Annotated in this window: 26 protein-coding genes and 1 tRNA gene; 9 read left to right on the forward strand and 18 right to left on the reverse strand. The window is 73.4% G+C overall.

The window, feature by feature from the left end; genetic code table 11:
- Positions 1-54 precede the first annotated feature (54 nt).
- Together ABC766_RS01700 and ABC766_RS01705 are read right to left on the reverse strand one after the other, a co-directional pair.
- Positions 55-1,572 (reverse strand): malonyl-CoA synthase, encoded by a 1,518-nt coding sequence (locus tag ABC766_RS01700; RefSeq protein WP_345820851.1) that lies wholly within the window; start codon positions 1,570-1,572, stop codon positions 55-57.
- A gap of 132 nt (positions 1,573-1,704) precedes the next feature.
- The gene (locus ABC766_RS01705; RefSeq protein ID WP_179698564.1) at positions 1,705-3,114 is read right to left on the reverse strand and encodes a malonyl-CoA decarboxylase domain-containing protein; all 1,410 of its coding nucleotides are present in this window, start codon (positions 3,112-3,114) and stop codon (positions 1,705-1,707) included.
- Here ABC766_RS01705 and ABC766_RS01710 point away from each other — a divergent pair.
- On the forward strand, positions 3,113-3,343 hold the full coding sequence (locus tag ABC766_RS01710; protein ID WP_274927571.1) for a hypothetical protein: 231 nt from the start codon (positions 3,113-3,115) through the stop codon (positions 3,341-3,343). The two genes, ABC766_RS01705 and ABC766_RS01710, sit on opposite strands and share 2 nt — an antisense overlap.
- A 19-nt stretch (positions 3,344-3,362) precedes the next feature.
- Here ABC766_RS01710 and ABC766_RS01715 read toward each other — a convergent pair whose 3' ends face one another.
- The gene (locus tag ABC766_RS01715; protein ID WP_043352836.1) at positions 3,363-3,554 is read right to left on the reverse strand and encodes a hypothetical protein; all 192 of its coding nucleotides are present in this window, start codon (positions 3,552-3,554) and stop codon (positions 3,363-3,365) included.
- 331 nt (positions 3,555-3,885) lie between these two features.
- Here ABC766_RS01715 and ABC766_RS01720 point away from each other — a divergent pair, with 331 nt between their 5' ends.
- Complete coding sequence (locus tag ABC766_RS01720) at positions 3,886-5,061, forward strand: MFS transporter (RefSeq protein WP_345820855.1); 1,176 nt, start codon at positions 3,886-3,888, stop codon at positions 5,059-5,061.
- Here the strand turns inward: ABC766_RS01720 and cobD are convergent.
- A complete protein-coding gene (gene cobD, locus ABC766_RS01725) occupies positions 5,054-6,073 on the reverse strand; it encodes a threonine-phosphate decarboxylase CobD (protein ID WP_345820857.1) in 1,020 nt (339 codons plus the stop codon). The genes ABC766_RS01720 and cobD overlap by 8 nt on opposite strands.
- Between cobD and cbiB the strand changes: the two genes are divergently transcribed.
- Both cbiB and ABC766_RS01735 read left to right on the forward strand, forming a co-directional pair.
- On the forward strand, positions 6,065-7,060 hold the full coding sequence (gene cbiB / locus ABC766_RS01730) for an adenosylcobinamide-phosphate synthase CbiB (protein WP_345820858.1): 996 nt from the start codon (positions 6,065-6,067) through the stop codon (positions 7,058-7,060). The genes cobD and cbiB overlap by 9 nt on opposite strands.
- A gap of 80 nt (positions 7,061-7,140) precedes the next feature.
- Positions 7,141-8,055, forward strand: a complete 915-nt coding sequence (locus ABC766_RS01735; RefSeq protein WP_043389408.1) for an NAD(P)-dependent oxidoreductase — start codon at positions 7,141-7,143, stop codon at positions 8,053-8,055.
- A 7-nt stretch (positions 8,056-8,062) separates the two neighbouring features.
- Here ABC766_RS01735 and ABC766_RS01740 read toward each other — a convergent pair whose 3' ends face one another.
- From ABC766_RS01740 to cobU, 5 genes are all read right to left on the reverse strand, one after another.
- Positions 8,063-8,287: a hypothetical protein gene (locus ABC766_RS01740; protein WP_043389407.1), complete on the reverse strand. Its 225-nt coding sequence runs from the start codon at positions 8,285-8,287 to the stop codon at positions 8,063-8,065.
- Positions 8,288-8,339: 52 nt separating this feature from the next.
- Positions 8,340-9,686, reverse strand: a complete 1,347-nt coding sequence (locus ABC766_RS01745) for an MFS transporter (RefSeq protein ID WP_345820863.1) — start codon at positions 9,684-9,686, stop codon at positions 8,340-8,342.
- A 77-nt stretch (positions 9,687-9,763) separates the two neighbouring features.
- On the reverse strand, positions 9,764-11,206 hold the full coding sequence (locus tag ABC766_RS01750) for a cobyric acid synthase (RefSeq protein WP_345820865.1): 1,443 nt from the start codon (positions 11,204-11,206) through the stop codon (positions 9,764-9,766).
- Positions 11,207-11,229: 23 nt separating this feature from the next.
- The gene (gene cobO, locus ABC766_RS01755) at positions 11,230-11,832 is read right to left on the reverse strand and encodes a cob(I)yrinic acid a,c-diamide adenosyltransferase (protein ID WP_053609835.1); all 603 of its coding nucleotides are present in this window, start codon (positions 11,830-11,832) and stop codon (positions 11,230-11,232) included.
- A complete protein-coding gene (gene cobU, locus ABC766_RS01760) occupies positions 11,829-12,371 on the reverse strand; it encodes a bifunctional adenosylcobinamide kinase/adenosylcobinamide-phosphate guanylyltransferase (RefSeq protein ID WP_182592913.1) in 543 nt (180 codons plus the stop codon). The genes cobO and cobU overlap by 4 nt, the downstream gene beginning before the upstream one ends.
- Positions 12,372-12,489: 118 nt before the next feature.
- On the opposite strand from cobU, the gene ABC766_RS01765 reads away from it, so the two are divergent.
- Positions 12,490-12,565: transfer RNA gene (locus ABC766_RS01765), tRNA-Glu, on the forward strand.
- Positions 12,566-12,905: 340 nt separating this feature from the next.
- On the opposite strand, the gene ABC766_RS01770 is transcribed toward ABC766_RS01765, so the two are convergent.
- From ABC766_RS01770 to ABC766_RS01800, 7 genes are all read right to left on the reverse strand, one after another.
- A complete protein-coding gene (locus ABC766_RS01770) occupies positions 12,906-13,079 on the reverse strand; it encodes a hypothetical protein (RefSeq protein ID WP_335633071.1) in 174 nt (57 codons plus the stop codon).
- Positions 13,080-13,393: 314 nt separating this feature from the next.
- Entirely contained in the window at positions 13,394-13,786 is a 393-nt protein-coding gene (copM, locus tag ABC766_RS01775; protein WP_345820868.1) for a CopM family metallochaperone, read from the reverse strand.
- Positions 13,787-13,811: 25 nt separating this feature from the next.
- On the reverse strand, positions 13,812-14,177 hold the full coding sequence (locus ABC766_RS01780) for a hypothetical protein (RefSeq protein ID WP_345820870.1): 366 nt from the start codon (positions 14,175-14,177) through the stop codon (positions 13,812-13,814).
- A 19-nt stretch (positions 14,178-14,196) separates the two neighbouring features.
- Entirely contained in the window at positions 14,197-17,346 is a 3,150-nt protein-coding gene (locus ABC766_RS01785) for an efflux RND transporter permease subunit (RefSeq protein WP_345820871.1), read from the reverse strand.
- Positions 17,347-17,357: 11 nt separating this feature from the next.
- Positions 17,358-19,091: an efflux RND transporter periplasmic adaptor subunit gene (locus tag ABC766_RS01790; protein WP_345820872.1), complete on the reverse strand. Its 1,734-nt coding sequence runs from the start codon at positions 19,089-19,091 to the stop codon at positions 17,358-17,360.
- Between the two features lie 87 nt (positions 19,092-19,178).
- Positions 19,179-19,598: a hypothetical protein gene (locus ABC766_RS01795; RefSeq protein WP_427902279.1), complete on the reverse strand. Its 420-nt coding sequence runs from the start codon at positions 19,596-19,598 to the stop codon at positions 19,179-19,181.
- 120 nt (positions 19,599-19,718) lie between these two features.
- Positions 19,719-19,931 carry a heavy-metal-associated domain-containing protein gene (locus ABC766_RS01800; protein WP_043389375.1) on the reverse strand — a complete coding sequence of 71 codons (213 nt, stop codon included), beginning with the start codon at positions 19,929-19,931 and terminating at the stop codon, positions 19,719-19,721.
- 403 nt (positions 19,932-20,334) lie between these two features.
- On the opposite strand from ABC766_RS01800, the gene chrA reads away from it, so the two are divergent.
- The gene (gene chrA, locus ABC766_RS01805; RefSeq protein WP_075380009.1) at positions 20,335-21,576 is read left to right on the forward strand and encodes a chromate efflux transporter; all 1,242 of its coding nucleotides are present in this window, start codon (positions 20,335-20,337) and stop codon (positions 21,574-21,576) included.
- Positions 21,577-21,749: 173 nt separating this feature from the next.
- Here the strand turns inward: chrA and ABC766_RS01810 are convergent, their stop codons facing one another.
- Together ABC766_RS01810 and ABC766_RS01815 are read right to left on the reverse strand one after the other, a co-directional pair.
- The gene (locus ABC766_RS01810; RefSeq protein ID WP_342144090.1) at positions 21,750-22,871 is read right to left on the reverse strand and encodes a nickel/cobalt efflux transporter; all 1,122 of its coding nucleotides are present in this window, start codon (positions 22,869-22,871) and stop codon (positions 21,750-21,752) included.
- A gap of 10 nt (positions 22,872-22,881) precedes the next feature.
- Positions 22,882-23,160 carry a metal/formaldehyde-sensitive transcriptional repressor gene (locus ABC766_RS01815; protein ID WP_043389372.1) on the reverse strand — a complete coding sequence of 93 codons (279 nt, stop codon included), beginning with the start codon at positions 23,158-23,160 and terminating at the stop codon, positions 22,882-22,884.
- Between the two features lie 88 nt (positions 23,161-23,248).
- Between ABC766_RS01815 and ABC766_RS01820 the strand changes: the two genes are divergently transcribed.
- The 3 genes from ABC766_RS01820 to ABC766_RS01830 all read left to right on the forward strand — a co-directional run bounded on the left by ABC766_RS01820 (position 23,249) and on the right by ABC766_RS01830 (position 24,741).
- A complete protein-coding gene (locus ABC766_RS01820; protein ID WP_043756617.1) occupies positions 23,249-23,452 on the forward strand; it encodes a DUF1289 domain-containing protein in 204 nt (67 codons plus the stop codon).
- 186 nt (positions 23,453-23,638) lie between these two features.
- Positions 23,639-23,965 (forward strand): YnfA family protein, encoded by a 327-nt coding sequence (locus tag ABC766_RS01825; protein WP_043356634.1) that lies wholly within the window; start codon positions 23,639-23,641, stop codon positions 23,963-23,965.
- Between the two features lie 395 nt (positions 23,966-24,360).
- Positions 24,361-24,741, forward strand: a complete 381-nt coding sequence (locus ABC766_RS01830) for a hypothetical protein (protein ID WP_342144088.1) — start codon at positions 24,361-24,363, stop codon at positions 24,739-24,741.
- The last annotated feature ends 9 nt before the right edge of the window (positions 24,742-24,750 follow it).

Below are 24,750 nucleotides of genomic sequence, written 5' to 3' on the forward strand. Positions count from 1 at the left end.
ACGACGGTGCGGGCGGATTCCCGATCCGCCGGTCCCGGCCGGCGGATCGGATCGTCAGTCCCGGTAGAGCTCCGCATGCGCGTCCCGCAGAAGGTTCTTCTGCACCTTGCCCATGGTGTTGCGCGGCAGCTCGCTCACGAACAGGACGCGCTTGGGGCACTTGAACCGGGCGAGCCGGCCCTCCAGGGCGGCCTGTACGCCGGCCTCGTCCGGGCATCCCGGCCCCCCCACCACCACGGCGGTGACGGCCTCGCCGAAATCGGGATGGCTCAAGCCGATCACCGCGGATTCGACCACGCCCGGCAGCGCGTCGATCTCGGTCTCGACCTCCTTGGGGTAGACGTTGAAGCCGCCTGAGATGATCAGGTCCTTGCCGCGCCCGACGATGTGGACGTAGCCCCGGTCATCGACCTTGCCGAGGTCGCCGGTGATGAAGAACCCGTCGGCCCGGAACTCGGCCGCGGTTTTCTCGGGCATGCGCCAGTAGCCCAGGAACACGTTCGGGCCCTTCACCTCGATCATGCCCACCGCGTCCGGACCGAGGGCCGCGCCGGTTTCCGGATCGACCACCCGCAGGGACACGCCCGGCAGGGGGAAGCCCACCGTGCCGGCGACCCGGTCGCCCGCATAGGGGTTCGAGGTGCTCATGTTGGTCTCGGTCATGCCGTAGCGCTCGAGGATGGCGTGGCCGGTACGGGCCTGCCACGCGCGATGCGTCTCGGCGAGCAGCGGCGCCGAGCCCGACACGAACAGGCGCATGCCTCCGGCCGCCTCCGGCGTGAGGCCCTGCTCCTTGAGGAGGCGGGTGTAGAAGGTCGGCACGCCCATCAGCACGCTGGCCCGGGGCATCAGGCTCAGGATCAGCTTCGGGTCGAGGCGGGGCAGGAACAGCATGGAGCCGCCGCTCGCCAGCACCGTGTTGGTCGCCACGAACAGGCCGTGCGTGTGGAACACCGGCAGGGCGTGGATCAGCACGTCGTCGGCGGTGAAGCGCCAGAAATCGACGAGGGTCCGGGCGTTCGAGGCGAGGTTGTCGTGGGTCAGCATGGCGCCCTTGGAGCGCCCGGTCGTGCCGGAGGTGTAGAGGATCGCCGCGAGATCCTCCGGGCCCCGGGGCACGTCGGCGAAGGCGCTCCCCGCATCCCCGGCCCGGTCCGCGGCCTCTGCGGCGCTGCCGCCGCCCGCCCCGTCGAGGGTCCAGATCCGGCGCACGCCCGCGGCGGCCTCCGCCAGCGCGTCGCGCCGGCCCGGGTCGCAGACGAACACGGCGGGCTCGGCGTCGTTCAGGAAGTAGCCGATCTCCGCCGGGGTGTAGGCGGTGTTGAGCGGCAGGAACACGGCGCCGGCCCGGACCGCGCCGAGATACAGGAAGATCACCTCGGGGCTCTTCTCGACCTGCACGGCCACCCGGTCGCCGGTCTCGACGCCCGCCGCCCGCAGGGCCGCCGCGTAGGCGCCGGAGCGGGCGATCAGGTCCGCGTAGGAGTATCGGCGGCCCTCAGGGGTCTCGATCACGGTCTTGGCGGGATCGGGGACGCCGTCCCGCACCAGGGAGAAGAGGTGGTTCGTCATCGTGAGGCTAGAGCTGTCGCGGGACCTGTCTGTCTGACGCACCCATAACCGCCCGGAGGGCCTTCCGGCGAGCCCTTTCCGGTGGCGCCCCGCGGCCCGGCGGTGACAGGCGGGCCCCGACCGGCCCGGATCCTACGCCTCGGCCAGCACCACGGCCCGCGGCGGCGGCAGCTTGGCGCGCAGCTCACGGGTCACCGCCGGCGCGGCCACCACGGTGCCGAGATTGGCGTAGGTCTCGTGGTTCCGCTCGATGGCGGCGAGGTCGTAGAGGTAGTTGACCATCAGGCCGTGCGACTGGGCGAGGCCTTTCTTCGAGGTGTCGCCCAGGAAGTTGATGCGGTCGAGGCGCGCGCCGTTGCCGAGGTGGAACCGGGCCACCGGGTCGAGGGGGCGGCCGCGCTCGTTCTTGGCGCGCAGGAAATAGGCCGCCGCCGCCGGGATCAGCGCCCGGCGCACCGTCTCGGCCCGGGCCTTGTCGGCCGACCAGTTCGGGTCGTCCAGCGCCCGCAGGACCTCGACATCCTCGGGCAGCAGGCCCTGCGGGCTGTCGGCCCGGCGCTCCCGCGCCAGCCACGCGGCGAAGCCGGGCACCGGCGACAGCGTCACGAAGGTCTTGAGCGTGGGCACCTCGCGGGTGAGGTCCTCGACCACCTGCTTGATCAGGAAATTGCCGAAGGTGACGCCGGCGAGCCCCTTCTGGCAGTTCGAGATCGAGTAGAACACCGCCGTGTTGGCCGCCTGCGGCTGCAGCGGCTTGCGCTCCCGCGACAGGATCGGGGCGATGGCCGGGGCGATCTGGTCGGTGAGCGCCACCTCCACGAAGATCAGCGGCTCGTCGGCCAGCGCCGGGTGGAAGAACGCGAAGCAGCGCCGGTCCGGCGGCTCGATGCGGGCGCGCAGGTCGTCCCAGTCGGCGATGGCGTGCACCGCCTCGTAGCGGATGATCTTCTCCAGGATATGGGCCGGCGTCGTCCAGTCGATGTGGCGCAGCACCAGGAAGCCGCGGTTGAACCACGAGGCGAACAGGTGCTCGAAATCGCTGTCCAGGCTGTCGACGGCGTCCATCAGGGCGGGGTCGGCCTCGTCGCCGGCGCGCAGCGCCCGGCGCAGGTCGAACAGGTCCTCGCGCATCCGCACGAGGCTGAGCGTGCCGCCGCGGGCGAGGTTGAGGCGGCGGATCAGCTCCTGGCTGCGCGGCTCGGCGGCCTCGTGCAGGCTGCCGAGGCGGGCGCGGGAGGGGGCGGCCCGGTAGGCGGCGATCGCCTCGTCGACGGCTTCGTGGTCCGCATCGAAATCGAGGGCGATGGCCCGCAGGAAGGCGTGGCGCTCCGCCTGCCCGAAGCTGGCGTAGCGGTCGAGGATCAGGCGGGCGAGCGCCACCCCGGAGGCCTCGCCGCGCCGGGAGATCAGGTCCTCGCACAGCTTGACGAGGTCGCCCGCGCTGGCCCGGGACGTCATGTCCCCGCGCCCGATGCCGATCAGGTCGCGGCCGCGCTCGCTGATGGTCTGAAGCAGGTCGCCGAAGAAGGAGATCGCCGCCATGACCCTTGCACTGACCCCCGTCGACCCGGATTCGAGACGCTTCCGGCCCCGCGACGCCGGCTCGTCGGACGGGCGCGTGCGGATCCGGCAGCCGCCGCCCACTCCGGGGCGGCTCGCTCAGCGTCCCGATCCGCCCGCCATTCTACGGCGCCGCGGCCGCCGCGACCAGAGCTTGACCGGCCCGAACGGCGCGCTCCCAGCGTGCGGGAGCGGCACGAAGGTCGTGTGACGATCCCGGGGCGGGTGCGTCAGAGCTGTTCGGCGACGGTGGCGAGGTCGGCCCGCTCCCGCCAGTCGCCGACGCCGTGCTGGCGGGCGAAGCGGAGTTCGGCGGCGCGGCGGGCGCGCTCGGGATCGCGGGCCCGCGTGATCGCCACGGAGCCGACCGTGAACGGTACCCCGAGGATCTCCTTGGCAAAGTCGATGCGGTAGTTCGGCATCCCGTACTCCCTGCTGCGGCGGTTCCGGCCCCGTTCATCCGGAACGAAACCGCCCTCTCGTTCGTAATCCGGTTCGGAACCTCTATCGGCTCGACGCCCGGTGCATGGCCTGCGGCGCCCGCTCGCGTGCGGACGGCGCCGGCTGCATCTTCCGCATATGGGGCGCCCTCGGTTCCGGTGAAGGGGCCGGGGGCGTGCCGGCAGGGATGCATCGCCGCAGCTTGCTCCACCGCACGCTCCGCCCGTATCGCTCGCGGCCCGGACCTCTCCCGCACACGGACCCGACCATGGCCCTTCCGCGGCGGCGTGCCTGCCTGCCCCCGACCCAGCCGTGACCACGACGCTCGACGCGAAGGCCCGGCTCGGCCTGACGCTGATCGCCGGCGGAGCGGTCGCCAACATCTACTACAACCAGCCGCTGCTCGGGCTGATCGTGGCGGAGTTCGGCGACCGCGCCGCCCTGTGGGTGCCGACCACGGCGCTCGTCGGCTACGGGCTCGGCATCGTCGGGCTCGTGCCCCTCGGCGATGCCCTGCCGCGCCGCACCCTGATCGTGGGGCAATGCCTCGGACTCGCCCTGGCGCTGCTGGCGGTGGGCCTGGCCCCGAACCTCGCGAGCCTCGCCCTCGCCCACCTCGCGGTCGGGGTGCTGGCCAGCGCGGCCCAGCAGGCGGTCCCGTTCGCGGCGGAACTCGCCCCGGATGCGAGCCGCGGGCGGATCGTCGGCCAGGTCATGACCGGCCTGCTCACCGGCATCCTGCTCGCCCGGACGGCGAGCGGCGTCCTGGGGGCGCATCTCGGATGGCGGCCGGTCTTCCTGGTCGCGTCCCTGCTGGCGCTCGCCATGGCGGCCATCGCCCGGGCCACCCTGCCCCACACGGTGCAGACGCACCCGCTGCGCTACCGCGCCCTGATGCTGTCGATCCTGCACCTCGCCCGCACGCAGCCGGTGCTGCGCACGGCGAGCCTGTCGCAGGCGCTGCTGTTTGCCGCCTTCAACGCCTTCTGGGCGACCCTGGCGCTGCTGGTGGAGGGGCCGCCCTTCGGACTCTCCGCCGCGGGCGCGGGGCTGTTCGGGGTGATCGGCGTCTGCGGCGCCTTCGTGGCACCCCTGTCGGGCCGCTTCACCGACCGGCGGGGCGCCAAGCCTGTGGTGCTCGGCGGCAGCCTGCTCGTGGCGCTGTCCTTCATGGTGCTCTGGGCCGGCGGGACGTGGTCGCTCGTCGCGGTGGCCCTCGGGGTGCTGCTGATCGACATCGGCATAAACGGCGCCCTCATCGCCAACCAGACGCGGGCCTACGCCCTGGTCCCCGGGGCGCGGGGCCGCATCAACACGGTCCTGTTCACGACCCTGTTCGTGTTCGGGGCGCTCGGCGCCTATGCCGGCACGCAGGCGTTCCTGCTGGTCGGCTGGGCGGGGGTCTGCGCGGTGGGCCTCGCCTTCTCGGCGCTGGCCGTGATCGTGGCGGCGCGCGATCCGCATCCGCCGGGCGTGCGGTCTACCTGAGGACCCGCGACAGACGGCACCACGCCGTCTTCCCGGCCGGCAGGCCGAAGCGGAGGCGCTCCGGGCGATCCGCGAAGCGCCGCACCGCGATCCCGGCCGCCGCGAGCCGCCGGTAGAGGTCGGGCCCGTCGGAAAAGTCGGCGGTCCGGAACAGGCTGGTGCCCCCGACGATCCGGCCGCCGCCCCGGGCGATCATCCGGTCGAGGCGGGCCGCGTCCGCGGACCGCGCCGCCGCGGCCTGCGCGCGCCAGCCCGCATCCGACAGGGCGGCGCGCCCGATCGCCAGGGCCGGGCCCGACACCGCCCAGGGTCCGAGGGCCTCGGCGATCCGGGCCGCCGTGCCGGGATCGGCCACCGCGAAGCCGAGGCGCAGGCCGGCGAGCCCGTAGGTCTTGCCGAAGGAGCGCAGCACCACGAGGCCCGGCGCCGCGTGTGGGCACAGGCTCTCCACCGGCTCCAGATCCGCGAAGGCCTCGTCGGCGATGAGCAGGCCGCCGCGCTTGCCGAGGGCCGCGGCCAGGGCCCGGCGCTCGGCCAGGGGCAGGGTCCGCCCGTCCGGGTTGTTGGGATCGACGATCACCGCCACCCGGGCCTCGCCGAGGGCATCGAGATTCCGGATCTCCGTCACCGCGTGCCCGGCGCGCGCCCAGGCGGCGGCGTGCTCGGCATAGGTGGGCCCGAGCACCGCGACGCGGGTCGGCGCCATCAGCCGGGGCAGGGTCTCGATCAGGATCTGGGTGCCGGGGGCGGGCACGACATGCGCGGCGTCCGGCGCGCCGTAGGCCGCGGCGGCCGCCGCCCGGAGCGCCCCGAGCTCGGCGGCCTCGGGCAGCCGCGTCCAGGCGCTGGCCTCCACCGGCGGCACGGGGTACGGGACCGGATTGATCCCCGTCGAGAGGTCGAGCCAGGGCTCCGGCGCGTCGGGAAAGGCTTTGCGGAGTCCGCCGAGATCGCCGCCATGCGCGATCGGGGCGACCTCACGCGTGGGAACGCTCCACACCGAATGGTCCATCTGCCCGGTACGTTTGCCGACACGCTTGCCGTCCTCGCCGTCGCCCTCGGGATCGAGGCGGCAGCCGGCTATCCCGACGCGCTCTACAGGGCGGCCGGTCACCCTGTCACCTGGATCGGCCGGCTGATCGCCGCCCTGGAGCGCGGCCTCAACCGCGGCTCCGCGCGGCGGCGGCGGATCGCCGGCTGCGCCGCGCTGGCCTGCCTGCTTGCCGCGGTGGGCCTGCCGGCCCTCGCCCTCACGGTGCTGGCGGGATTGGCCGGCCCCCTCCCCGGCCTGCTCCTCCTCGGCCTGCTCTGCGCGAGCCTGCCGGCGCAGCGCAGCCTGCACCAGCACGTCGCCGCCGTGGAGAAGGCCTTGCGCACCGGCGGCCTGGAGGCCGGGCGCCGGGCGGTGGCGATGATCGTCGGGCGCGACCCCGAGCGCCTCGACGAACCGGCGGTCTGCCGCGCCGCGATCGAGAGCCTGTCGGAAAACTTCTCCGACGGGATCGTGGCGCCGGCCTTCTGGATCGGCGGCCTCGGCCTGCCGGGGGGCGCCCTCTACAAGGCGATCAACACCGCCGACAGCATGATCGGCCACCGGACGCCCCGCTACGAAGCCTTCGGCTGGGCTGCGGCGCGGCTCGACGACGGGGTGAACCTGCCGGCCTCCCGGCTCGCGGGCCTGCTGATCGCCGGGGCGGCGCTCCTGCGCGGCGCCGACGCGCGGGGCGCGCTCCGGGCGATGGCCCGGGACGCGCGCCGCCACCGCTCGCCCAATGCCGGCTGGCCCGAATCCGCCATGGCCGGGGCGCTCGGCCTGCGGCTCGCGGGACCGCGGGTCTATGACGGCACCCTCGTCCCGGACGCCCATATGGGCGACGGGCGGGCCGAGGCCAAGGCCGACGACATCGCCCGGGCGCTGGCGCTCTACCGGACGGCCTGCTGGCTCCAGGGCGGGCTCGTGCTGGGGCTGCTCGCCCTGTCCCTGGCGCTGGCGGGCTGACCCGCCCGCCACGCCCGACCGGGCCTTGGCACGGCCCGCGCTCCCGACGCATCGTGACGGGACCGGACAGGGAGACCCCGATGCGCGCGGTGTTCGTGGATGCCAACGAGACCCTGGCGGCGGTGGCCCGGCGGCTGCTGCGGCCGGACGACCCGCCCTTCGCGATCCACGCCGATCCCGGCATCGCTCCGCAGGACCTGCCCGGCCTCCTGTCCGGGGCGGAGATCGCCGTGATCGACCACACCGCCCTCCCCCGCGCGGTGGCCCGGGCCTGCGGGGGCCTGAGGCACGTGGTGTTCCTCGGCACCGGCGCCCGCAGCTACATGGACCCGGAGGCCCTCGCGGCCGAATGCGGGATCACGGTCCACACCATCAAGGGGTACGGCGACACGGCGGTGGCCGAATGCGCCTTCGCGCTGATGTGGGCGGCGGCCCGCGGCCTGCCCGAGATGGACCGGGCGATGCGTGCCGGCACCTGGCTGCGCCGCGAGGCGGTCCAGCTCACCGGCAAGACGGTCGGCCTCGTCGGGTTCGGGGGGATCGCGGCCGAGATGGCACGTCTCTGCCGGGGCATCGGCATGCGGGTGCTCGCCTGGAACCGGACGCCCAAGGCGCATCCGGACGTGACCTTCGTGCCGCTGGAGCGGCTGCTCGCCGAGAGCGACGTGGTCTCGCTCCACCTGCTCCTGACCGACGAGACCCGCGGCTTCCTCTCGGCCGCGCGCATCGCCGCGATGAAGCCCGGCGTCCTCCTGATCAACACCGCCCGCGGGGCCCTGATCGACGAGGCCGCCCTGGTCGAGGCCCTGCGCAGCGGCCGCGTCGCGCAGGCCGGGCTCGACGTGTTCACGGTCGAGCCCCTGCCGGCGGACCACCCGCTGGTGTCCTTGCCCACCGTCACCCTCTCGGCGCATTCGGCGTTCCGGACGCCGGAGGCCAGCGACAACCTGATCGGCGCCGCCCTCGATCATTGCCGGCGGATCGCCGCCGGCTGACCGAGCCTCAGTGTTCGGTGCCCGGCATGTTCGGCCGCGGCGTGCCGCCGTGCTGGTGGATCAGGTTGGAGCGTTCCGGGCTGCCCTTAGCGTCGGCGACCTGCTTCCGGGCTGCGGCGGCCAGGAACCAGATGCCGCCGAGCGTCCCGAAGGCGAGGATCATAAGGGGAAATCCCTGGCTCATCGTGTAGTCCTCCTCGACGCTGTCCCGCGGGATGCGGTCCTGCATCATCCTGCCGGACGATCCGGCTTGAGGAAGGATAACGCACGGATCCGGCCCGTGTTCAGGCCGGACGTGCCCCATTCGGCGCCGCCCGCCGCGCCGCGTCCCGGCGCAGGGCGGAGAGCACCACGAACATCAGGCCGGCGCCCACGGCGAGGCAGGCGGCCAGGAACAGCATCGGCACGAGGTCGCTCCGGGTCTGGTCGCGGATGAACGGCACCGCGTTCTGGGCGACGAAGCCGCCGAGATTGCCCACCGAGTTGATCGCCGCGATCCCGGCCGCCGCCGAGGCGCCGCGCAGGAAGGTCCCGGGCATCGACCAGAAGACCGGCTGGGCCGCGAAGGTCCCGGCGGCGGCCACGCACAGGCAGGCGAACTTCACCGCGTTGCCCGGCAGGACGACGGAGAGCGCGAGGCCCGCCGCCCCCACCAGCGCCGGCCCGACGACGTGCCAGATCAGGGCATTGCCCTGCGCGCCCGTGCGGGCGGCGTGGCGCGGCACCCACCAGAGGGCGACGGCCGTGGCCATCCAGGGGATGATGTTGAGGAAGCCGTTGGTGAGGTTCGAGACGCCGAAGCCCTTGACCACGGTGGGGAGCCAGTAGCCCAGTCCGTAGGCGGCGAGCGGCAGGGAGACGTAGACCCCGGCGAGCATCAGCACCCGCCGGTCGAGGAGCGCCGCGAAGGGGTTGCCGTGGTCGACATGGCCGCCCTCCGCGCGCTCGGCCCGCAGGGTGCGGGCGAGCCAGTCGCGCTGCGCCTGCGACAGCCAGGGCGCCGTCTCGGGACCGTCCGGCAGGACCACCAGCACCACCGCGGCCATGAGGATCGCCGGCGCGCCGGTGGCCAGGAACACCCATTGCCAGCCCTGGAGGCCGAGGAGCCCGTCGAGGCCGAGCAGCGCGCCGCCCACCGCCGCGCCCACGGCGTTGGCCACCGCGCTGGCGATCATGAACCAGCCGATCATCCGCGCCCGGTGTCCTTGCGGGAACCACAGGGTCAGGGCGAACAGCACGCCCGGGAAGAAGCCGGCCTCCGCGGCGCCGAGCAGGAAGCGGAGCACGTAGAACATCGCCGTGCCCTGGGTGAAGCCCAGCAGGACGGTGACGATCCCCCAGGTGATCATGATCCGGGCGAACCAGATCCGGGCGCCGACCCGCTCCAGGAAGACGTTGGCCGGCACCTCGAACAGGAAGTAGCCGAGGAAGAACAGCGAGGCCCCGAGCCCGTAGGCGGTCTCGGAGAGGCCGAGGCTGCCGACCATCTCCAGCTTGGCGTAGGAGACGTTCTGCCGGTCGATATAGGCGATCAGGTAGAGCAGGCCGAGGAGCGGCATCAGCCGCAGCGTCACGGTGCGGACGGTGCTCGCGCCGAGATCCTCCCCGACGGGGGATTGCGTGGGGGGCATGGGGCATTCCTCTGGCGCGTGCGGCCCTTCGTGGCGGGACCGGCATTACACAGAGTAATTCCTGGCGCGGCCCGCGCCTACCGGGCAAGCGCCAGGAGGCGGTCGCAGTCGACATGGGCCGCGATGTGTCGCGCGAGGCCGTCCAGCGCTGCCTCGACCCCGGCCTCGTAGCCCGGGCCGTCCGAGGCCGTCCCGAGGCGCGCGAGCCAGGCCGCCCGCTGGGCATCGTGGGCGAACAGGCCGTGCACGTAGGTGCCGGCCACGCGCCCGTCCGCCGAGACCGCCCCGTCCAGGCGCCCGTCGGCGAGGCGCAGGAGCGGCCGGGCGGCGTCGGGGCCCTCCGTCGCGCCGATATGCATCTCGTAGCCGGCAAAATGAACGCCGTCCGGCAGGCTCGTGCCGGTGACCGCCGCGAGGCGCTTCTCGGGGGTCATGACGGTGTCGACGTCGAGGAGCCCGAGGCCCGCCACCGTGCGGGGCGCGCCCTCGATCCCGTGCGGGTCGGCGAGGCTGTTGCCCAGCATCTGGTAGCCGCCGCACAGGCCGAGCACCCGCCCGCCCCGGCGGACATGGGCGCACAGGTCGACGTCCCAGCCCTCCTGGCGAAAGGCCTCCAGGTCGTCGATCGTGGTCTTGGAGCCCGGCAGCAGCACGAGGGCGGCCTCGGCGGGAATCGGCGTGCCGGGCCGGACCAGCACCACCGACACGTTCGGCTCCGCCCGCAGGGGGTCGAGGTCGTCGAAATTGGCGATGCGCGGCAGCACCGGCACCGCCACCGTGACGGCTCCGGGCCCGCGCGATTCCGAGCCGGCGAGCCCCAGCACGTCCTCGGCCGGCAGGCGCGCGGCATCGCGGAAGTGCGGCACGAGGCCCAGAGCCGCCCAGCCGGTGCGCTCGGCGATCAGCCGCATGCCGTCGGCGAACAGGCTCGGGTCGCCGCGGAAGCGGTTGACGAGGAAGCCCGCGATCAGGGCGGCGTCCTCCGGGTCGATCACCGCCTTGGTGCCGACGAGGCTCGCGATCACCCCGCCCCGGTCGATGTCGCCGACCAGCACCACCGGCGTGTCGGTGGCCCGGGCGAAGCCCATATTGGCGATGTCGCCGGCCCGCAGGTTCACCTCTGAGGCCGAACCCGCGCCCTCGACGAGGACCAGATCCGCCTCCCCGGCGAGCCGGGAGAAGCTGTCGAGCACGGCCGACATCAGCCGGGGCTTCCAGGCCTGGTAGTCGCACGCCTTCACGGTGGCGACCATCCGGCCCTGCACCACCACCTGGGAGCCGACCTCGCTCTGCGGCTTGAGCAGGACCGGGTTCATGTGGACGGAGGGCGCCACCCGGGCGGCCCGGGCCTGGAGGGCCTGCGCGCGGCCGATCTCGCCGCCATCGGCGGTGACGGCGGCGTTGTTCGACATGTTCTGCGGCTTGAACGGCCGGACCCTTAAGCCCCGCTCCGTGAAGGCGCGCGCCAGCCCCGCCACGAGCAGCGACTTGCCGACATCGGAGCCGGTGCCCTGGATCATCAGGGCCTTTGTCCGCGGCGGGCTCAGAACTCGATCCCTTCCTGCGCCTTCACGCCGGCGGCGAAGTGGTGCTTGACGCTGCCCATCTCGGTGACGAGGTCGGCGGCCTCGATCAGGGCCGGCTTGGCGTTGCGGCCGGTGACGACCACGTGCAGGTCCGGCCGCCGCGTGCGGAGGGCTTCGACGACGGCGTCGAGGTCGAGATAGTCGTAGCGCAGCGCGATGTTCAGTTCGTCGAGGACGAGCAGGCGGATCGTCGGATCGGCCATCAGGCCGGCTGCGACGTCCCAGGCGTGGCGGCAGGCGGCGATGTCCCGGGCCTTGTCCTGGGTCTCCCAGGTGAAGCCCTCGCCCAGGGTGTGCCACACGACCCGGTCGCCGAAGGCCGCCACGGCGTGGCGCTCGCCGGTATCCCAGCCGCCCTTGATGAACTGCACCATGCCGACCCGCCAGCCGCGGCCGAGCGCCCGCAGCATCAGCCCCAGCGCCGCCGTGCTCTTGCCCTTGCCCGGACCGGTATGGACGAGGAGCAGGCCCTTCTCGAGGGTCTTGGCGGCCACCTCGGCATCCTGGACGGCCTTGCGCTTCTCCATCTTGGCGCGGTGGCGGGCGTCGTCGTCGCTCATGCGGAGGCTCCTGCGGTGGGGGCTTGCGGCTTCACGACCAGCGGCAGGCCGGCCACGGTGAGCACGACCCGGTCGGCCCGGGCGGCGAGCTGCTGGTGCAGGCGGCCGGCCGCGTCGCGGAAGCGGCGGGCGAGGGCGTTGTCGGGCACGATCCCGAGCCCGACCTCGTTGCCGACCAGCACCACCGGGCCGGGCGCGCCGGCGCAGGCTTCGAGGAGGCGCGCCGTCGCAGCGTCCAGATCGGCCTCGGCGAGGATCAGGTTGGTGAGCCAGAGCGTGAGGCAATCGACCAGGACCGGCCCTTCGGACGCGGCGACCGCCTCCGGCAGGGCGAGCGGCACGTCGCGGGTGCGCCACGCCCCGGCGCGCCGGGCGCGGTGCTGGGCGATGCGCGCGACCATCTCGTCGTCGAAGGCCTGCGCGGTGGCGAGATACAGCCACGGGCCGGGGCAGGCTTCGATCAACCCCTCCGCGTAGGCGCTCTTGCCGGACCGCGCCCCGCCGAGGACGAGGGTCATGCGAGGGGGGGATTGGGGCATCTTTCCTCCATCGCCCCAACCCGGCCCGCGGTCAAACCTGGGTCCTGTGGCACCAGTGCCGCGCATGAACGGTTGCCGGGCGTCTCCGGTCCGACTATAGAACCCCGGCCTAGCCAGAGCGCCCTTCGTCTAGCGGTCCAGGACGTCGCCCTTTCACGGCGAAAACACGGGTTCGATTCCCGTAGGGCGCGCCAGCACATTCAAGCCCGTAGCTGAAGGTGCTGGTGCGGCTCACATGGCTCTTTCACACCGTTCGCTCAGACCGTGCCAGGCCATGGATGCCAGCCCATGGACCCGCGAGTGATGCCCGTTGGGCATGTGAGGCGGCGTACGCGGCCCGCTCGGAGGCTGACCGTCCCGTGGTGGTGCGCCTCCAGCGTGGCGTGCCGCCCGCGGAAGGGGCCTCAGTCCACGGCGAGCGGGCGCCGACGGGCCGGACCACATGCCCCACGCGTCTCAGCCGGGGGGCCGGATCGCCGGGTTGAAGAGCCGCAGGGAGCGGCCGGCCCCGCGGGAAGAGGCCGACGACCCCGCTCACGGGGGCATCGCCAGCATCCGGACCGCCAGGGCGACCATCATCACGCTCTCGGTCAGCCCGACGAAGCCGGGCGGCACCGTGCTCGCCCCGCCGGCGCAGGCGCACTCGATGTCGCGCCCTTCGAGGTCGACCGCCTTGAACACCGCGTTGGCCGGCACGGAGGTCGGCATGTTCGGGCGTGGGCCGCCTTGCCGAGACGGCGCTGCAGGTCGTCGATGAAGGTCCGGGGCGTCGGTTTGACCGGGGGCTCGTCCTTGAGGCGTTCGGCCTCATCGCGGGCCGTGAGCCTGCGGTCCTCGACCGCGAAGCCCTCGCATTCGCGCAGGTCCTCGGCCTTCAGGCCGGAGGGACAGAGGCGCTCGGAGGGGGCCATGCGGTGGAGCGTGGCCTTGCGGGCGGCATGCATCGGTTGCCCCTGGACAAGCGCGGGTGGAATCGGGACGCGGGCCGGGCGCCCCTGTCGGCGGCCCGGCCCCGGCGGCGACTACCGGCCGTGCCGCTTCAGCCACGCCTCCATGTCGGCGATCTCCGTGGTCTGGTCGGCGATGATCTTCCGGGCCATCGCCTGCGTGGCGGGGTCCCGGGCGTATTTCAGCGCGACCTCGGCCATGGCGACCGCGCCCTTGTGGTGCGGGATCATGTGCGTGCGGAAGTCGACGTCGGGGTCGCCGGTGTAGGGGACGTCCATGTCCGTCATCATCGCATGGTCGGCGGCCTTGAACGCCCGGGTCGAGGCGTCGTCCTTCGGGTCCGGCTTCATCGATCCCCTCCCCTGGCCGGACATGGAACCGTGGTCGTGCAGGCCCTGTGCGCGGGCGGTGCCGGCGAGGCCTGCGGTCAGCAGGGCAGCGGCGAGGAGGGTCCGGGCGACGGTCATGGAAGAGATCCTTTCGGTGGTCGGTTCAGTTGAACTTGCCGCTGACGGTGGCCCCGTCCGGGGCGGCGAGCTGCACGGCGCCCTTCGGGCGGTCGCCGAGCGCCGCCGGGGCCTTCCCGGTCAGGCGGTTGCCGTCGGCCGGCTCCAGCGGCACGCGGGCGGGCTTGCCGCCGGCCACGAGGATGGCCGTCCCCCTGAAACCCGCGACGGGGACCGGCGCCTGCGTGCCGTCCGACACGTAGACGTCGACGGTCTCGCCCCGGGTGACGAGTTCGACGTGGAAGTCGCCGGCGTCGGCGACGCGCCCGCCGTGCCGGCCCGCAGTCTCGTGGGCGTAGGCGGCGGTTGCGGCCAGCAGGCCGGCGGCAAGGGTCAGGCTCGGTCGGATCATGCGCGTGTCTCCTCGGGGGTCAGTACGCCTCGGCCGGGCGCGGGGGCGTGCCCGATGGCGATGGGTGGGCCGGGGCTTCGGCGTGGAGGGCGCGCAGCCGTTCCAGCGACGTGCGGCCGAAGCGCAGGAACAGGACGGGGGTCAGGACGGTGTCGAGCAGCGTCGCGCTGACGAGGCCGCCGAAGATCGTCACCGCCACCGGGTGCAGGATCTCCTTGCCGGGGCTCGCCGCATCGTAGAGCAGCGGCACCAGCGCGACGCCCGCCGAGAGCGCCGTCATCAGCACGGGGGTCAGCCGCTCCAGGCTGCCGCGCACCGCGAGGTCGGGCCCGAACGGCACGCCCTCGTGCAGCGACAGGTTCAGGTAGTGGCTGATCTTCAGGATGCCGTTGCGCGCGACGATCCCGGTCAGCGTGATGAAGCCGATCATCGACGCCACCGAGAGCGGCTGGCCCACGAGCCAGAGGGCGGCCACCGAGCCGATGAGCGCCAGCGGGACGTTGCCCATGATGATCAGGGCGAGGGCGGCCGAGCGGTAGCGGCTGAACAGGATGGCGAAGACCAGGGCCAGGGACAGCGCGGAGAGCGCCGCGATGGTCCGGCTCGCCTCCTCCTGCGCCTGGAAGGTGCCCTCCAGGCTGGTGAAGAAGCCGGGCGGCAGCGGCTCCTTGGCCACGGCCTCGCGGATGGCCGCCACGACGGTCGCCATGTCGCTTGCGCCGTCGGTGTTGGCCTGGACGACGATGCGGCGGCGGGCGTTCTCGCGCAGGATCTGGTTCGGCCCGTCCGTCTCGCGGATGTCGGCCACCTGCCGCGCCGGCACCCAGCCCGACGGTGTCTCCAGGAGGAGATCGCCCAGCCCCGCGGTCGTCCGCCGGTGCTCGGACAGGCGCAGCACCACGTCGAAGCGGCGCACGCCATCCACGATCGTCGAGACCACCCGCCCGTTCGACAGGCGGCTGATCTGCTCGACGATTGCGGCCGGCTGAACCCCGTAGAGGGCCGCCCGGGTATAGTCGACCCGCACCTCCAGCTGCGGGATGCGCACTTGCCGCTCGACCTGCAGGTCGGCGAGGCCCGGAATCGCCGCCAGCCGGTCGCGCAGGGCGTTGGCCACCCGGCGCAGGCCGTCGAGGTCGTCGCCGAACACCTTCAGGGCGATCTCGGCGCGGACGCCCGAGAGCATGTGGTCGAGCCGGTGCGCGATCGGCTGGCCGACATTCACCGCCACCGGCAGGGCGGCGAGGCGTCCGCGGATGTCGGCGACGAGCGCCTCCTTCGGACGCGCGGCGTCCGCGTCGAGGGCGACCTCGATCTCGGAGGCGTGGACCCCCTCGGCGTGCTCGTCGAGTTCGGCGCGGCCGGTCCTGCGGCCCACCGCCTTCACGCCCCGGATGTCGAGGAGCAGCCGCTCGGCGATGCGCCCGACCCGGTCGCTCTCGGCGAGGGAGATGCCCGGGCGGAACGTCATGTTGACCGTGAAGGAGCCCTCGTTGAACGGCGGCAGGAAGGCCCGGGGCAGGTTCCAGGCGGCCACGCTCGCGGCCGCCACCGCCACGGCGACGGCGCCGACGAGCCGGCCCTGGTGCCGGAAGGCGGCCCCCAGCAGGGCGGCGTTGGCCCGCTTGAGCAGGGCCAGGAAGCGGCTGTCGTGTTGCTCCAGGTTCCTGAGCCCCGGCAGCAGCAGGGAGGCCAGCACCGGGGTCAGGGTGATGGAGGTGAGCAGGCTCGCCAGGATGGAGATGATGTAGGCCTGCCCCAGGGGGGCGAAGAGCCGGCCCTCGATGCCCGACAGCGCGAAGAGCGGGACGAAGACCAGGATGATGATCAGCGTCGCGTAGACGATGCCGGACCGGACCTCGTTCGAGGCCTCCACCACCACCTGGAACACGCTCTTCGGGTTGCCGGCCTTCCGGTTCTCGCCGAGCCGGCGAAAAATGTTCTCGACGTCGACCACCGCGTCGTCGACGAGTTCGCCGATGGCGATGGCGAGGCCGCCGAGCGTCATCGTGTTGATGGAGAGCCCGAACAGGTGGAACACCGCGGCGGTCGTCAGCACCGAGACCGGGATGGCGAGCAGCGAGATGGCCGTGGTCCGGACGTTCAGCAGGAAGGCGAACAGCACCGCCGCCACCACCAGCACCGCCTCGACGAGGACGCCCTCGACGTTGCGGATCGAGGTCTCGATGAAGTCGGCCTGCCGGAACAGGATCCGGTCGGCCCGGATGCCGGCCGGCAGCGTCGGCGCCATCTCCTTCAGGGCGGTCTCGATCCTGCGGGTCAGCCGCACCGTATCGACGTCGGGCTGCTTCTCCACCGAGACGATGACCGCGGGCTTGGCCATGTACCCGGCGTCGCCGCGCTTCACCTTCGCGGCGAAGGAGACCTCGGCAACCTGGCGCAGGGATACGGGCGCGTCGTTGACCGTCGCGACCACGAGGTTGCGCAGGTCGTCGAGGCTCAGGGTGCGGCCGATGTTCCGGATCAGGTACTCGCGGGCGTTCTGGTCGGTGAAGCCTCCGCCGGCATTCGTGCCGAACTGCGCGAGCGCGGTCTCCAGCTGCGCGTTGGTCACCCCGAGCGCGCGCATGGCGGCCGGGTTCGGGCCGATCCGGAACTGGCGCACCTCACCGCCGATGGGGATGACCTGCGCGACGCCCGGAATGGTCAGCAGCCGCGGCCGCAGGGTGAAGTCCGCGACCTCGCGCACCTGCATCGGGCTCGCCGTCGCGCTCGTGACCGCCACCAGCAGGATCTGGCCCATGATGGAGGAGATGGGGGCCATCACCGGGGTCACGCCCCGGGGCAGCTGGTTCTGCACGAGCGCCAGACGCTCCGCGACCTGCTGGCGATTCCGGTAGATGTCGGTGCCCCAGTCGAACTCGACATAGGTGATGGACAGCCCCACGCCCGAGACCGAGCGCACCCGGGTGACGCCCGGGAGTCCGTTCATCCGGGTCTCGATGGGGTAGGTGACGAGCTGCTCGACCTCCTGGGGGGCGTACCCCTCCGCCTCCGTCATGAGGGTGACGGTCGGCTTGTTGAGGTCGGGGAAGACGTCGACCGGCAGCTTGGTGGCGGCGAAGGCGCCGTACAGCGCCAGCGCCGCGGCGAGCGCGAGGACGAGCAGGCGGTTGCGGACCGACTGGCCGACGAGGACGGTGAACATCGCGGGCCTCCTCAGCGCACTTGGTCGAGGAGTTCGGCACCCTGGGTCACGACCCGCCGGCCGGGCCCCATCCCCTCGGCGACCAGCACGCGGCCGCCGTCGAGCGGCTCGACGCGCACCGGCCGCGCCTCGAAGCGCTCGGCGCTGGTGTGCTCGTAGACGACGTCCTGCCCGTTGCCGGTCCGCACGACCGCCGCGCGCGGCAGGGCCAAGCCCGCCTGCTCGCGGTCCGTCCCGGCGAGCACGGTGACGAACTGCCCGACGCGCAGGCCCGACGCGTCGCCCTGGACCGCGAACTGGACCGGGATGGCCTGGTTGCGGTCGGCGAGCCCCGAGCCCTGGTAGGCGAGCGTCAGGAGCCGGCCGTCGGCGAGCCGCGCCGTGGCGTCCTGCGCCGCCGTGAGGGCATCGAAACTCAGCGCCTCGACCCAGAGGCGGTTCGGGTCGACGATCTGGAAGACCATCTGCCCGGGGCTCGCCATCTGCCCGGCGACCGCCGCGGCCTGCGCGACCACGCCATCCACCGGGGAAACCAGCGGCTCGGGCTCCCGGCGGATCCGGTCGAGGGCCGCGCGCCGGTCCTGCAGGCCCTTGAACTCGGCCAGGGCGTCGTCGAGCTGGGTCTGGGCCACCGCCCCCGTCAGGGCGAGACGCCTGTAGCGGTCGACCCGGCGCTCGACGATGGAGATCTGCTGGTCGAGGTCGCCCTGCGTCTGGCGCATGTCGGAGAGGTCGACGGCCTGGATCGGCGGGGTGACGGTGGCCAGCACCTCGCCCCGGCGCACCCGGGTGCCGAGGCGGGGAAACAGCCCCGAGGCCGGAGGCGAGAGGCGGCCGCCGACCGAGGATTGCACGACGCCGCTCGCATTCGGATCCGGGATGATGCGGCCGGGGAGTTCCACCGCGCGGTGGAACCGGCCCTGCTCGGTCATCGTCGTGCGCAGAACCAGCAACCGCTGGGTGGGCTTGGGCACGAAGACGGAGCCGTCGGGCAGGCGCTGGGCGAGATCGGAGGTTCCGGACGGGCGCGGCTCGGTCAGGGCGGCACCCTGCACGGCCGGGCCGTGGTCCTCGTCGCCATGCGCGAAGGCGGCCGTGCCGAGGACGAGGGAGATGCCGATGGCGAGCAACGCCACCGCCGGGACGCTGCGGCGCCCGCGCGCGAGCCCGGTCACCAGCATGCCGAGCAGGAAGGCGACGACGACCGCGCCGACCAGGGTCGGATCCTTCTGCCCGAGGCGCGCGCGAACCCCCTGGGCGACCTCGGACACGCGCGACAGGGCGGCCCGCCCCGGTGACGGCTCGGCGGGCGCCGCGGCCGCGCGGCCGGAGGGGTCCGGCACGGCGACCGCGACGGTCAGGACGTCGACGTCCCCGCCCGCCGTGACGGTGGCGACGAATTCGTGCCGGCCGGGCGCCGACATCCACGGGGCCGTGAGCGCGTAGCCGCCCTCCGGCGTGGCGGTCGCGGTCTTCGGGCCGTCCGGCGTCTCGACATCGATGGTCGCGCCGGTCACCGGCTCGTTCGTCCGGAAGCGGTCGAGGAACAGCGTCAGGGTGCCGTCGCGCGGGACGGCGACCAGTTCGAAGGTCTCCGAGAGGGCCTCGCCGCGGGGGGCGATGGTCTTCGAGACGGGCGGCGGGGCCGCGCCGTGGTCATGGCCCTCGTGGGCGAGCGCGGATCCCGCCAGGACGGCGGCAAGCGGCGCCATCGCGCCCAGGGCGGCGGCAAGACGGGTCGACATGGAAACGGTATTCCTCGCGGTGGGGATGCCGGGCGCGGCCGTTCGCGGGCGCAACTCGGGCGTCGCGCGCCTCGGGCGCGCCTCATCTCAGGCGAGGGTTCGTGGGGGTTTGGGCAGGGTCTCGGGGGCGGTGCCGACGCGGCCGGAGACGTCCCCCGGGATCTGCGTGCCGGTCCGGAACAGGGACGGGACGAGGGCGTCGGACCCGGACAGGACGCCGGTCGCGCAGCAGGACATCGTCCCGCAGCAGCGGGTCTTGCAACCGGGCCGGCAACACGCATCCCCGGTCGGCGCGATGTACGCCGCCTCGACGGCCGTGGTGACGACCTTGGACCACGTGGGCGCCGCGGCGCGAACCGTCGGCTTCGCCGCCGCCGCCGCCGCCTTCGGCTGTGGCTGCGCCGCGGCCACGTGGCGGCCGTGGCCCCCATGACCCCCATGGCCCTCGTGGGCCTGGGCGGCGGACGGCGCGACGTAGGCGATGATCGCGAGGATCATCGCCGCCATCAGGCGCGCGATCTGCCGGTCGAAGCACATGGAATCAGGATTACACCGGTTCGGGTGGCGGGACCATGTCGGGCATGGGACGTCCATGCACAGCGCAGGTTGGGTTGGCGGCCCGGAGCATCAGGCCGCCGCGAGCATCGGCTCGGCCGGATAGCCGGCGGCGACGAGGACCCGGGCGATCCGCTCGGCCGGAGCCGAGGCGTTCGACACGGTGACGCGCTTCGCACCGAGGTCGACCTCGACATGGGCGCCGGGATCGATGGCTTGAACGGCGCGGGTCACGGATTCGGCGCAGCCACCGCAGCCCATCCTGTCGACCTTGAAGCGGACCATGACGTTCTCCTTCGGATGCCGTCCCGACGAGATGGGGCTTCCCACCGTTGGAAGGTCAAGCCCCCGGGATCGTCGGGCCTCGGCGTGCCGGCGGGCCTCGGCGTGACGGCGTAGACCGGTGGCCGGTCCCGGGCCGTTGTCGGCCGTTTTGCCGATGACCTTGCCGGGGGGGCGATCCCGTGCGGGACCGGGGCGAGACAGGCCTGCGCGGGTGGCTTGTACCGGTCCCTCGATCCCGATACCGACATGCGACACCGCAGGATGGCGCCGCGATCCCGACGGATGCGACCGCAGGGCGCGGCGGGCTTCGCGGGGACGCCGTCGGAGGCCGTCCGATGCGGGACGCCGCTCGCGAACGCATGGCCGGCCGTCCCCCCGCCGGCACGACGGAGCGAGGCCGCCCATGACCGAAGCCCCCGCGGCCGCCGAGGCGCGGCGTACCGATCCCGCCTCGGCGGGCGCGTCCGGCTCCGCCGGGGAGGTGTTCCGCGCCTTCTTCAAGCTCGGCCTGACCTCGTTCGGCGGCCCGGTCGCGCATCTCGGCTATTTCCGCGACGAGTTGGTCATCCGGCGCCGGTGGCTGGACGAGCGTGGCTATGCCGACCTCGTGGCGCTGTGCCAGTTCCTGCCCGGGCCGGCGTCAAGCCAGGTCGGGTTCTCGCTCGGGGTCCTGCGCGGCGGGCTTCTCGGCGGGCTCGCGGCCTGGACGGCCTTCACCCTGCCCTCCGCCCTGCTGCTTCTGGCCTTCGCCTCCGGCGCCGGCGCCCTGTCCGGCCCGGTGGCCGAGGGCGCGATCCACGGGCTCAAGCTGGTCGCCGTCGCGGTGGTCGCGCAGGCGGTCTGGGGCATGGCCCGCGCGCTGGCGCCGGATCGGCCGCGCGCCGGCATCGCGGTGGCGGCGCTGTTCCTCACCGTGTTCGTCGCCGGGTCGGTCGGTCAGGTCGGGGCCATCGCGCTCGGTGCCCTCGCCGGCCTCGTGCTCTGCCGGCTGCCGCCGCAGGAGCAGGCCGGGCTTCTCGCCTTCCCGGTGTCCCGACGGGCCGGCGCAATCGGCCTGGTCGCCTTCGCGCTGCTCCTCGTCGTCCCCCACCTGCTGGCCGCCAGTCTGCAATCCCAGGCTCTGGCGCTGTTCGATGCCTTCTACCGCTCCGGGGCTCTGGTGTTCGGCGGCGGCCACGTGGTCCTTCCGCTGCTGCAGGCCGAGGTGGTCGCCCCGGGCTGGGTCGGCCCCGGCACCTTCCTCGCCGGATACGGGGCCGCCCAGGCCGTGCCCGGGCCGCTGTTCACCTTCGCGGCCTATCTCGGAGCCGTCGCCGGACCGGCACCCCACGGCGTGGTCGGTGCGGCCATCGCGCTGGTCGCGATCTTTCTGCCCGGTCTGCTGCTGGTCTACGGCATGCTGCCCTACTGGGACGCGCTCCGGACGCGACCGCTGGCCCAGGCGGCCATGCGCGGGACCAACGCGGCGGTGGTCGGAATCCTCGGCTCCGCGCTCTACGATCCCGTCTGGACCAGCGCGGTCGGGAACGCGCGCGACTACGCGGTGGCCGTGCTCGCCTTCGGGCTCCTGACCGTCGGCCGGACGCCGCCCTGGATGGTCGTCGCACTCACGGCCCTGGGCGGCGTCGCCCTGGCCCTGCTCTGACGGATCGCTGTCGAGGCCTCGGGCAGCCATGCGCGATCCTGCCGCCTGCTGAGACCTTCCGGGGGATCGCCTGCCATGCCCGATCCCGTCCGTTTCCGGCCCTGCGATAGGCTTTCAGCCCTGGGCCGGAAGGTCGAGGCCGCCGCCGGCGTTTCAGACCCGGCAGTCGTCGGTCACCCGACCGATTTCCCGGACTGGGCCGCCTGCGCCGCGGCGGCGTGGCGGATGCCGTCCCAGCCGAGCCAGCCGGTGTAGAGGCCGACCAGCACGATCAGCGCCGCCGAGGCGTACGGCGCCCGGCGTGCGAACGCGCCGAACCCGGACCAGCGGCCGGCCACGTGCCGCACGCTCAAGGCCGCGACGACGCCGGCCGAGACCATCGTGAGCGCCAGCCCGATGCTGAAGCAGGCGACCAGCGCGAAGCCGAGGCTCAACTGCTTGAGCTGGATGCACAGCAGCAGCACCGTGATGGCGGCTGGGCACGGGATGAGCCCGCCGGTCAGGCCGAACAGCACGATCTGCCCCGTGGTCACGGTGCGGCCCTGGAAGCGGCGGCGGATGTCCTCCGCGTGCGCCCTGGCATGGGCGTCGTCCTCGTCGCCGAGGTTCATATGATCGTGGTCGTGGTCGTGCTCCGCGAAGGCGACCTCGTGCATCTCCGACCCGGCCGGGCCGTCGAGGCGGACACGCGCCGTGAACGCGTGGGGCTCGGGGATCTCGTCCCGGCTCTCCAGGAAGCCTTCGCGCGCGACGAATCCGAACGCCTGGCGGGCGCCATCCGGGCGCACCGTCTCGACCGTGACGGCCGCGGGGACCGGCAACGATCCGCCCTCGGCCCGCAGGCGCCAGCGCGGCGGCACGCCGTCCTCGAACACCTCCAGCGTCAGCGCACCGTCGCGCGTGACGATGGGCCGATGCGCGTCAGGGTGGTGATGGTCGTGCGCGTGATGCTGCTCGCGCCAGGTCCGCCACGCCATCCAGAACGCGACGCCGAGGATGAGGGCGGCCGAGGCGAGCTGGAAATACGGCTCGGCGGCCTCGCCGCCCCATTCCCGGCCGAGGTACTGGCCGCCCAGCGCGATGGTCCAGACCACCGCCGTGTGGGAGAGCGTCGCCGCCAGCCCGAGCAGGACCGCCTGCAGGACCGTGCCGCGCACGGCGATGATGAACGCCGCCATCATGGTCTTCGCGTGACCGGGCTCCAGGCCGTGGAGGGCGCCCAGCAGGATCGCGCTCGGCACGAACAGCCAGGCATGGGCGGTCCCCTGCTGCAGCAGGTCGGCGAACGGCGTCATGGGGCGGCCTTCATTTGAGGTAGGTCCGGACCACCTCGATCAGCTCGGCGGCGCCCCGGGCGCGCTCGGCGTCCGGTTCCGCGTCCGGGTTCACGACGTGGTGACGGATGTGGTCTTCCATCAGCTCGGCGGTCAGGCCGTTGATGGCCCCGCGCATCGAGGCGACCAGCATCAGGACGTCGGCGCAGCCGAGTTCGGCCTCCAGGGCCCGCTCGACGGCTTCCGCCTGTCCCTTGATCCGGCGCACCCGCGCCAGGAGCTTGGCCTTTTCCTTGACCGTGTGGGCCATCGCGGGCTTCCTCGTCGTAGTGACGTATAGGGGGGTACCCTATATGTGTCCAGCGGCGGACGGGCCGCCTGGCGTACGGAGCCCTAACATGAAGACGGACGACCCCTGCATCGGGGTTTGCCAGTGGGACGGGCGGACCGGCTGGTGCCTCGGATGCGGCCGCACGGTCCCGGAGATCCGCGCGTGGCGGAAGATGACGCCCTACCGGAAGACCGCTCTCGTTCGCGACCTGCCGCGGCGGATACGGCAGATCGCCGCCGTACAGGCCCAAGCCGGTCCCGACAGGACCTGACGTGGCGCGTGGACGGCAGCGTGCGCCCGGGCGCAGCTTGGCGCCGGCGGCGCCCGCACGGCTCGGCCGCCTCAAGCCGGGACGGGAGGAGGTCGAGACGGCGCCGGCCCGCCGCGTGGTCAGGACCGGCGCCTCCGGCCCGTGTCGCCGGTTTGCCGCACGCACGGCGCATGCGAACACGCGCCCATGCTCACCTATCCCGCCTTCGCCGCGGCCGCCTTGGCCGAGATCGCCGGTTGCTTCGCCTTCTGGGCGTGGCTGCGCCTCGACAGATCCCCGTGGTGGCTCGTCCCGGGGATGGCCTCGCTGGCGCTGTTCGCCTCCCTGCTGACCGTCGTGGAGAGCGGGGCGGCGGGACGCGCCTATGCGGCCTACGGCGGCATCTACGTCGTCGCGGCCATCCTGTGGCTCTGGGGCTTCGAAGGCCACCGGCCCGACCGCTGGGACATCGCCGGCGGCCTCGTATGCGTGCTCGGCAGCGCCCTCATCCTGTTCGGGCCGCGGGGCGCCTGAGCCTCCGCCGACCGCGCCGGACCGTCGTTCGGTCCGGGGCGGTCCGGGGCGGTCCGTTCCGTCGGCGAAGTCGTGGTTGGGGGGATGGGGGCCCCGTTCATCGAAGAACGACCTGTCCTCGTCGCGGCGCGGATGGTGATGCCGGCCGACGTGGTCGTGCGGCCGCCGGTCGCCGGAGCCGCCCGCGGAGGATTGGGCGGCTGCCGCCAGGGCGAAGAGGCGTCGTCTCCTGTCGGGTCTCTCCCGATGCCGGCCGAGCCAGGCTGTCGCGACGGCGTTGAGGCGCAACGGACGGTGACATTCGGCACTCCGTCGGCCGGACCGGCGACCTGACCGCCCGGCGTTTCACCCCCGCGTCTTGTGGCCCGACGCCCGAATCGCCCATAAGGAGCACGATGAAGTCGGCGGGACGCCAGCGAGCCTTCGGGGCCTGGACGGGGTGGTGGGCGATTGCCGCCCGCGCGCTCGCGCTCGTTCTGGCGCTGGCCGTCGCTCTCCCGACCGCCGGCCTCGCCGAGGACCTGGCGTATCATCAGAACCATCCGGGCCACGACCGGACGGAGCTGGTCATGGCGTCGGACCTGACGCCGGCCTCGGCCCGGGCGGCGGATCCCGGCATCGCCTGCCACGTCCATTGCGGCTGCCACGTGGCCATGCCGTCGGACGGCCTCGCCCCCGTTCCGCCCGCCCTGCCGTCCCGACCCTGCTACGCCCCGGTCGACGCGGCGCGCGCCTCGATCTCCCCCGACCGCCTGCCGCGTCCGCCGCGCGCCTGAGGTGACGCC

The sequence above is a fragment of the Methylobacterium fujisawaense genome (assembly GCF_039619325.1).
GTDB lineage: Bacteria > Pseudomonadota > Alphaproteobacteria > Rhizobiales > Beijerinckiaceae > Methylobacterium > Methylobacterium fujisawaense.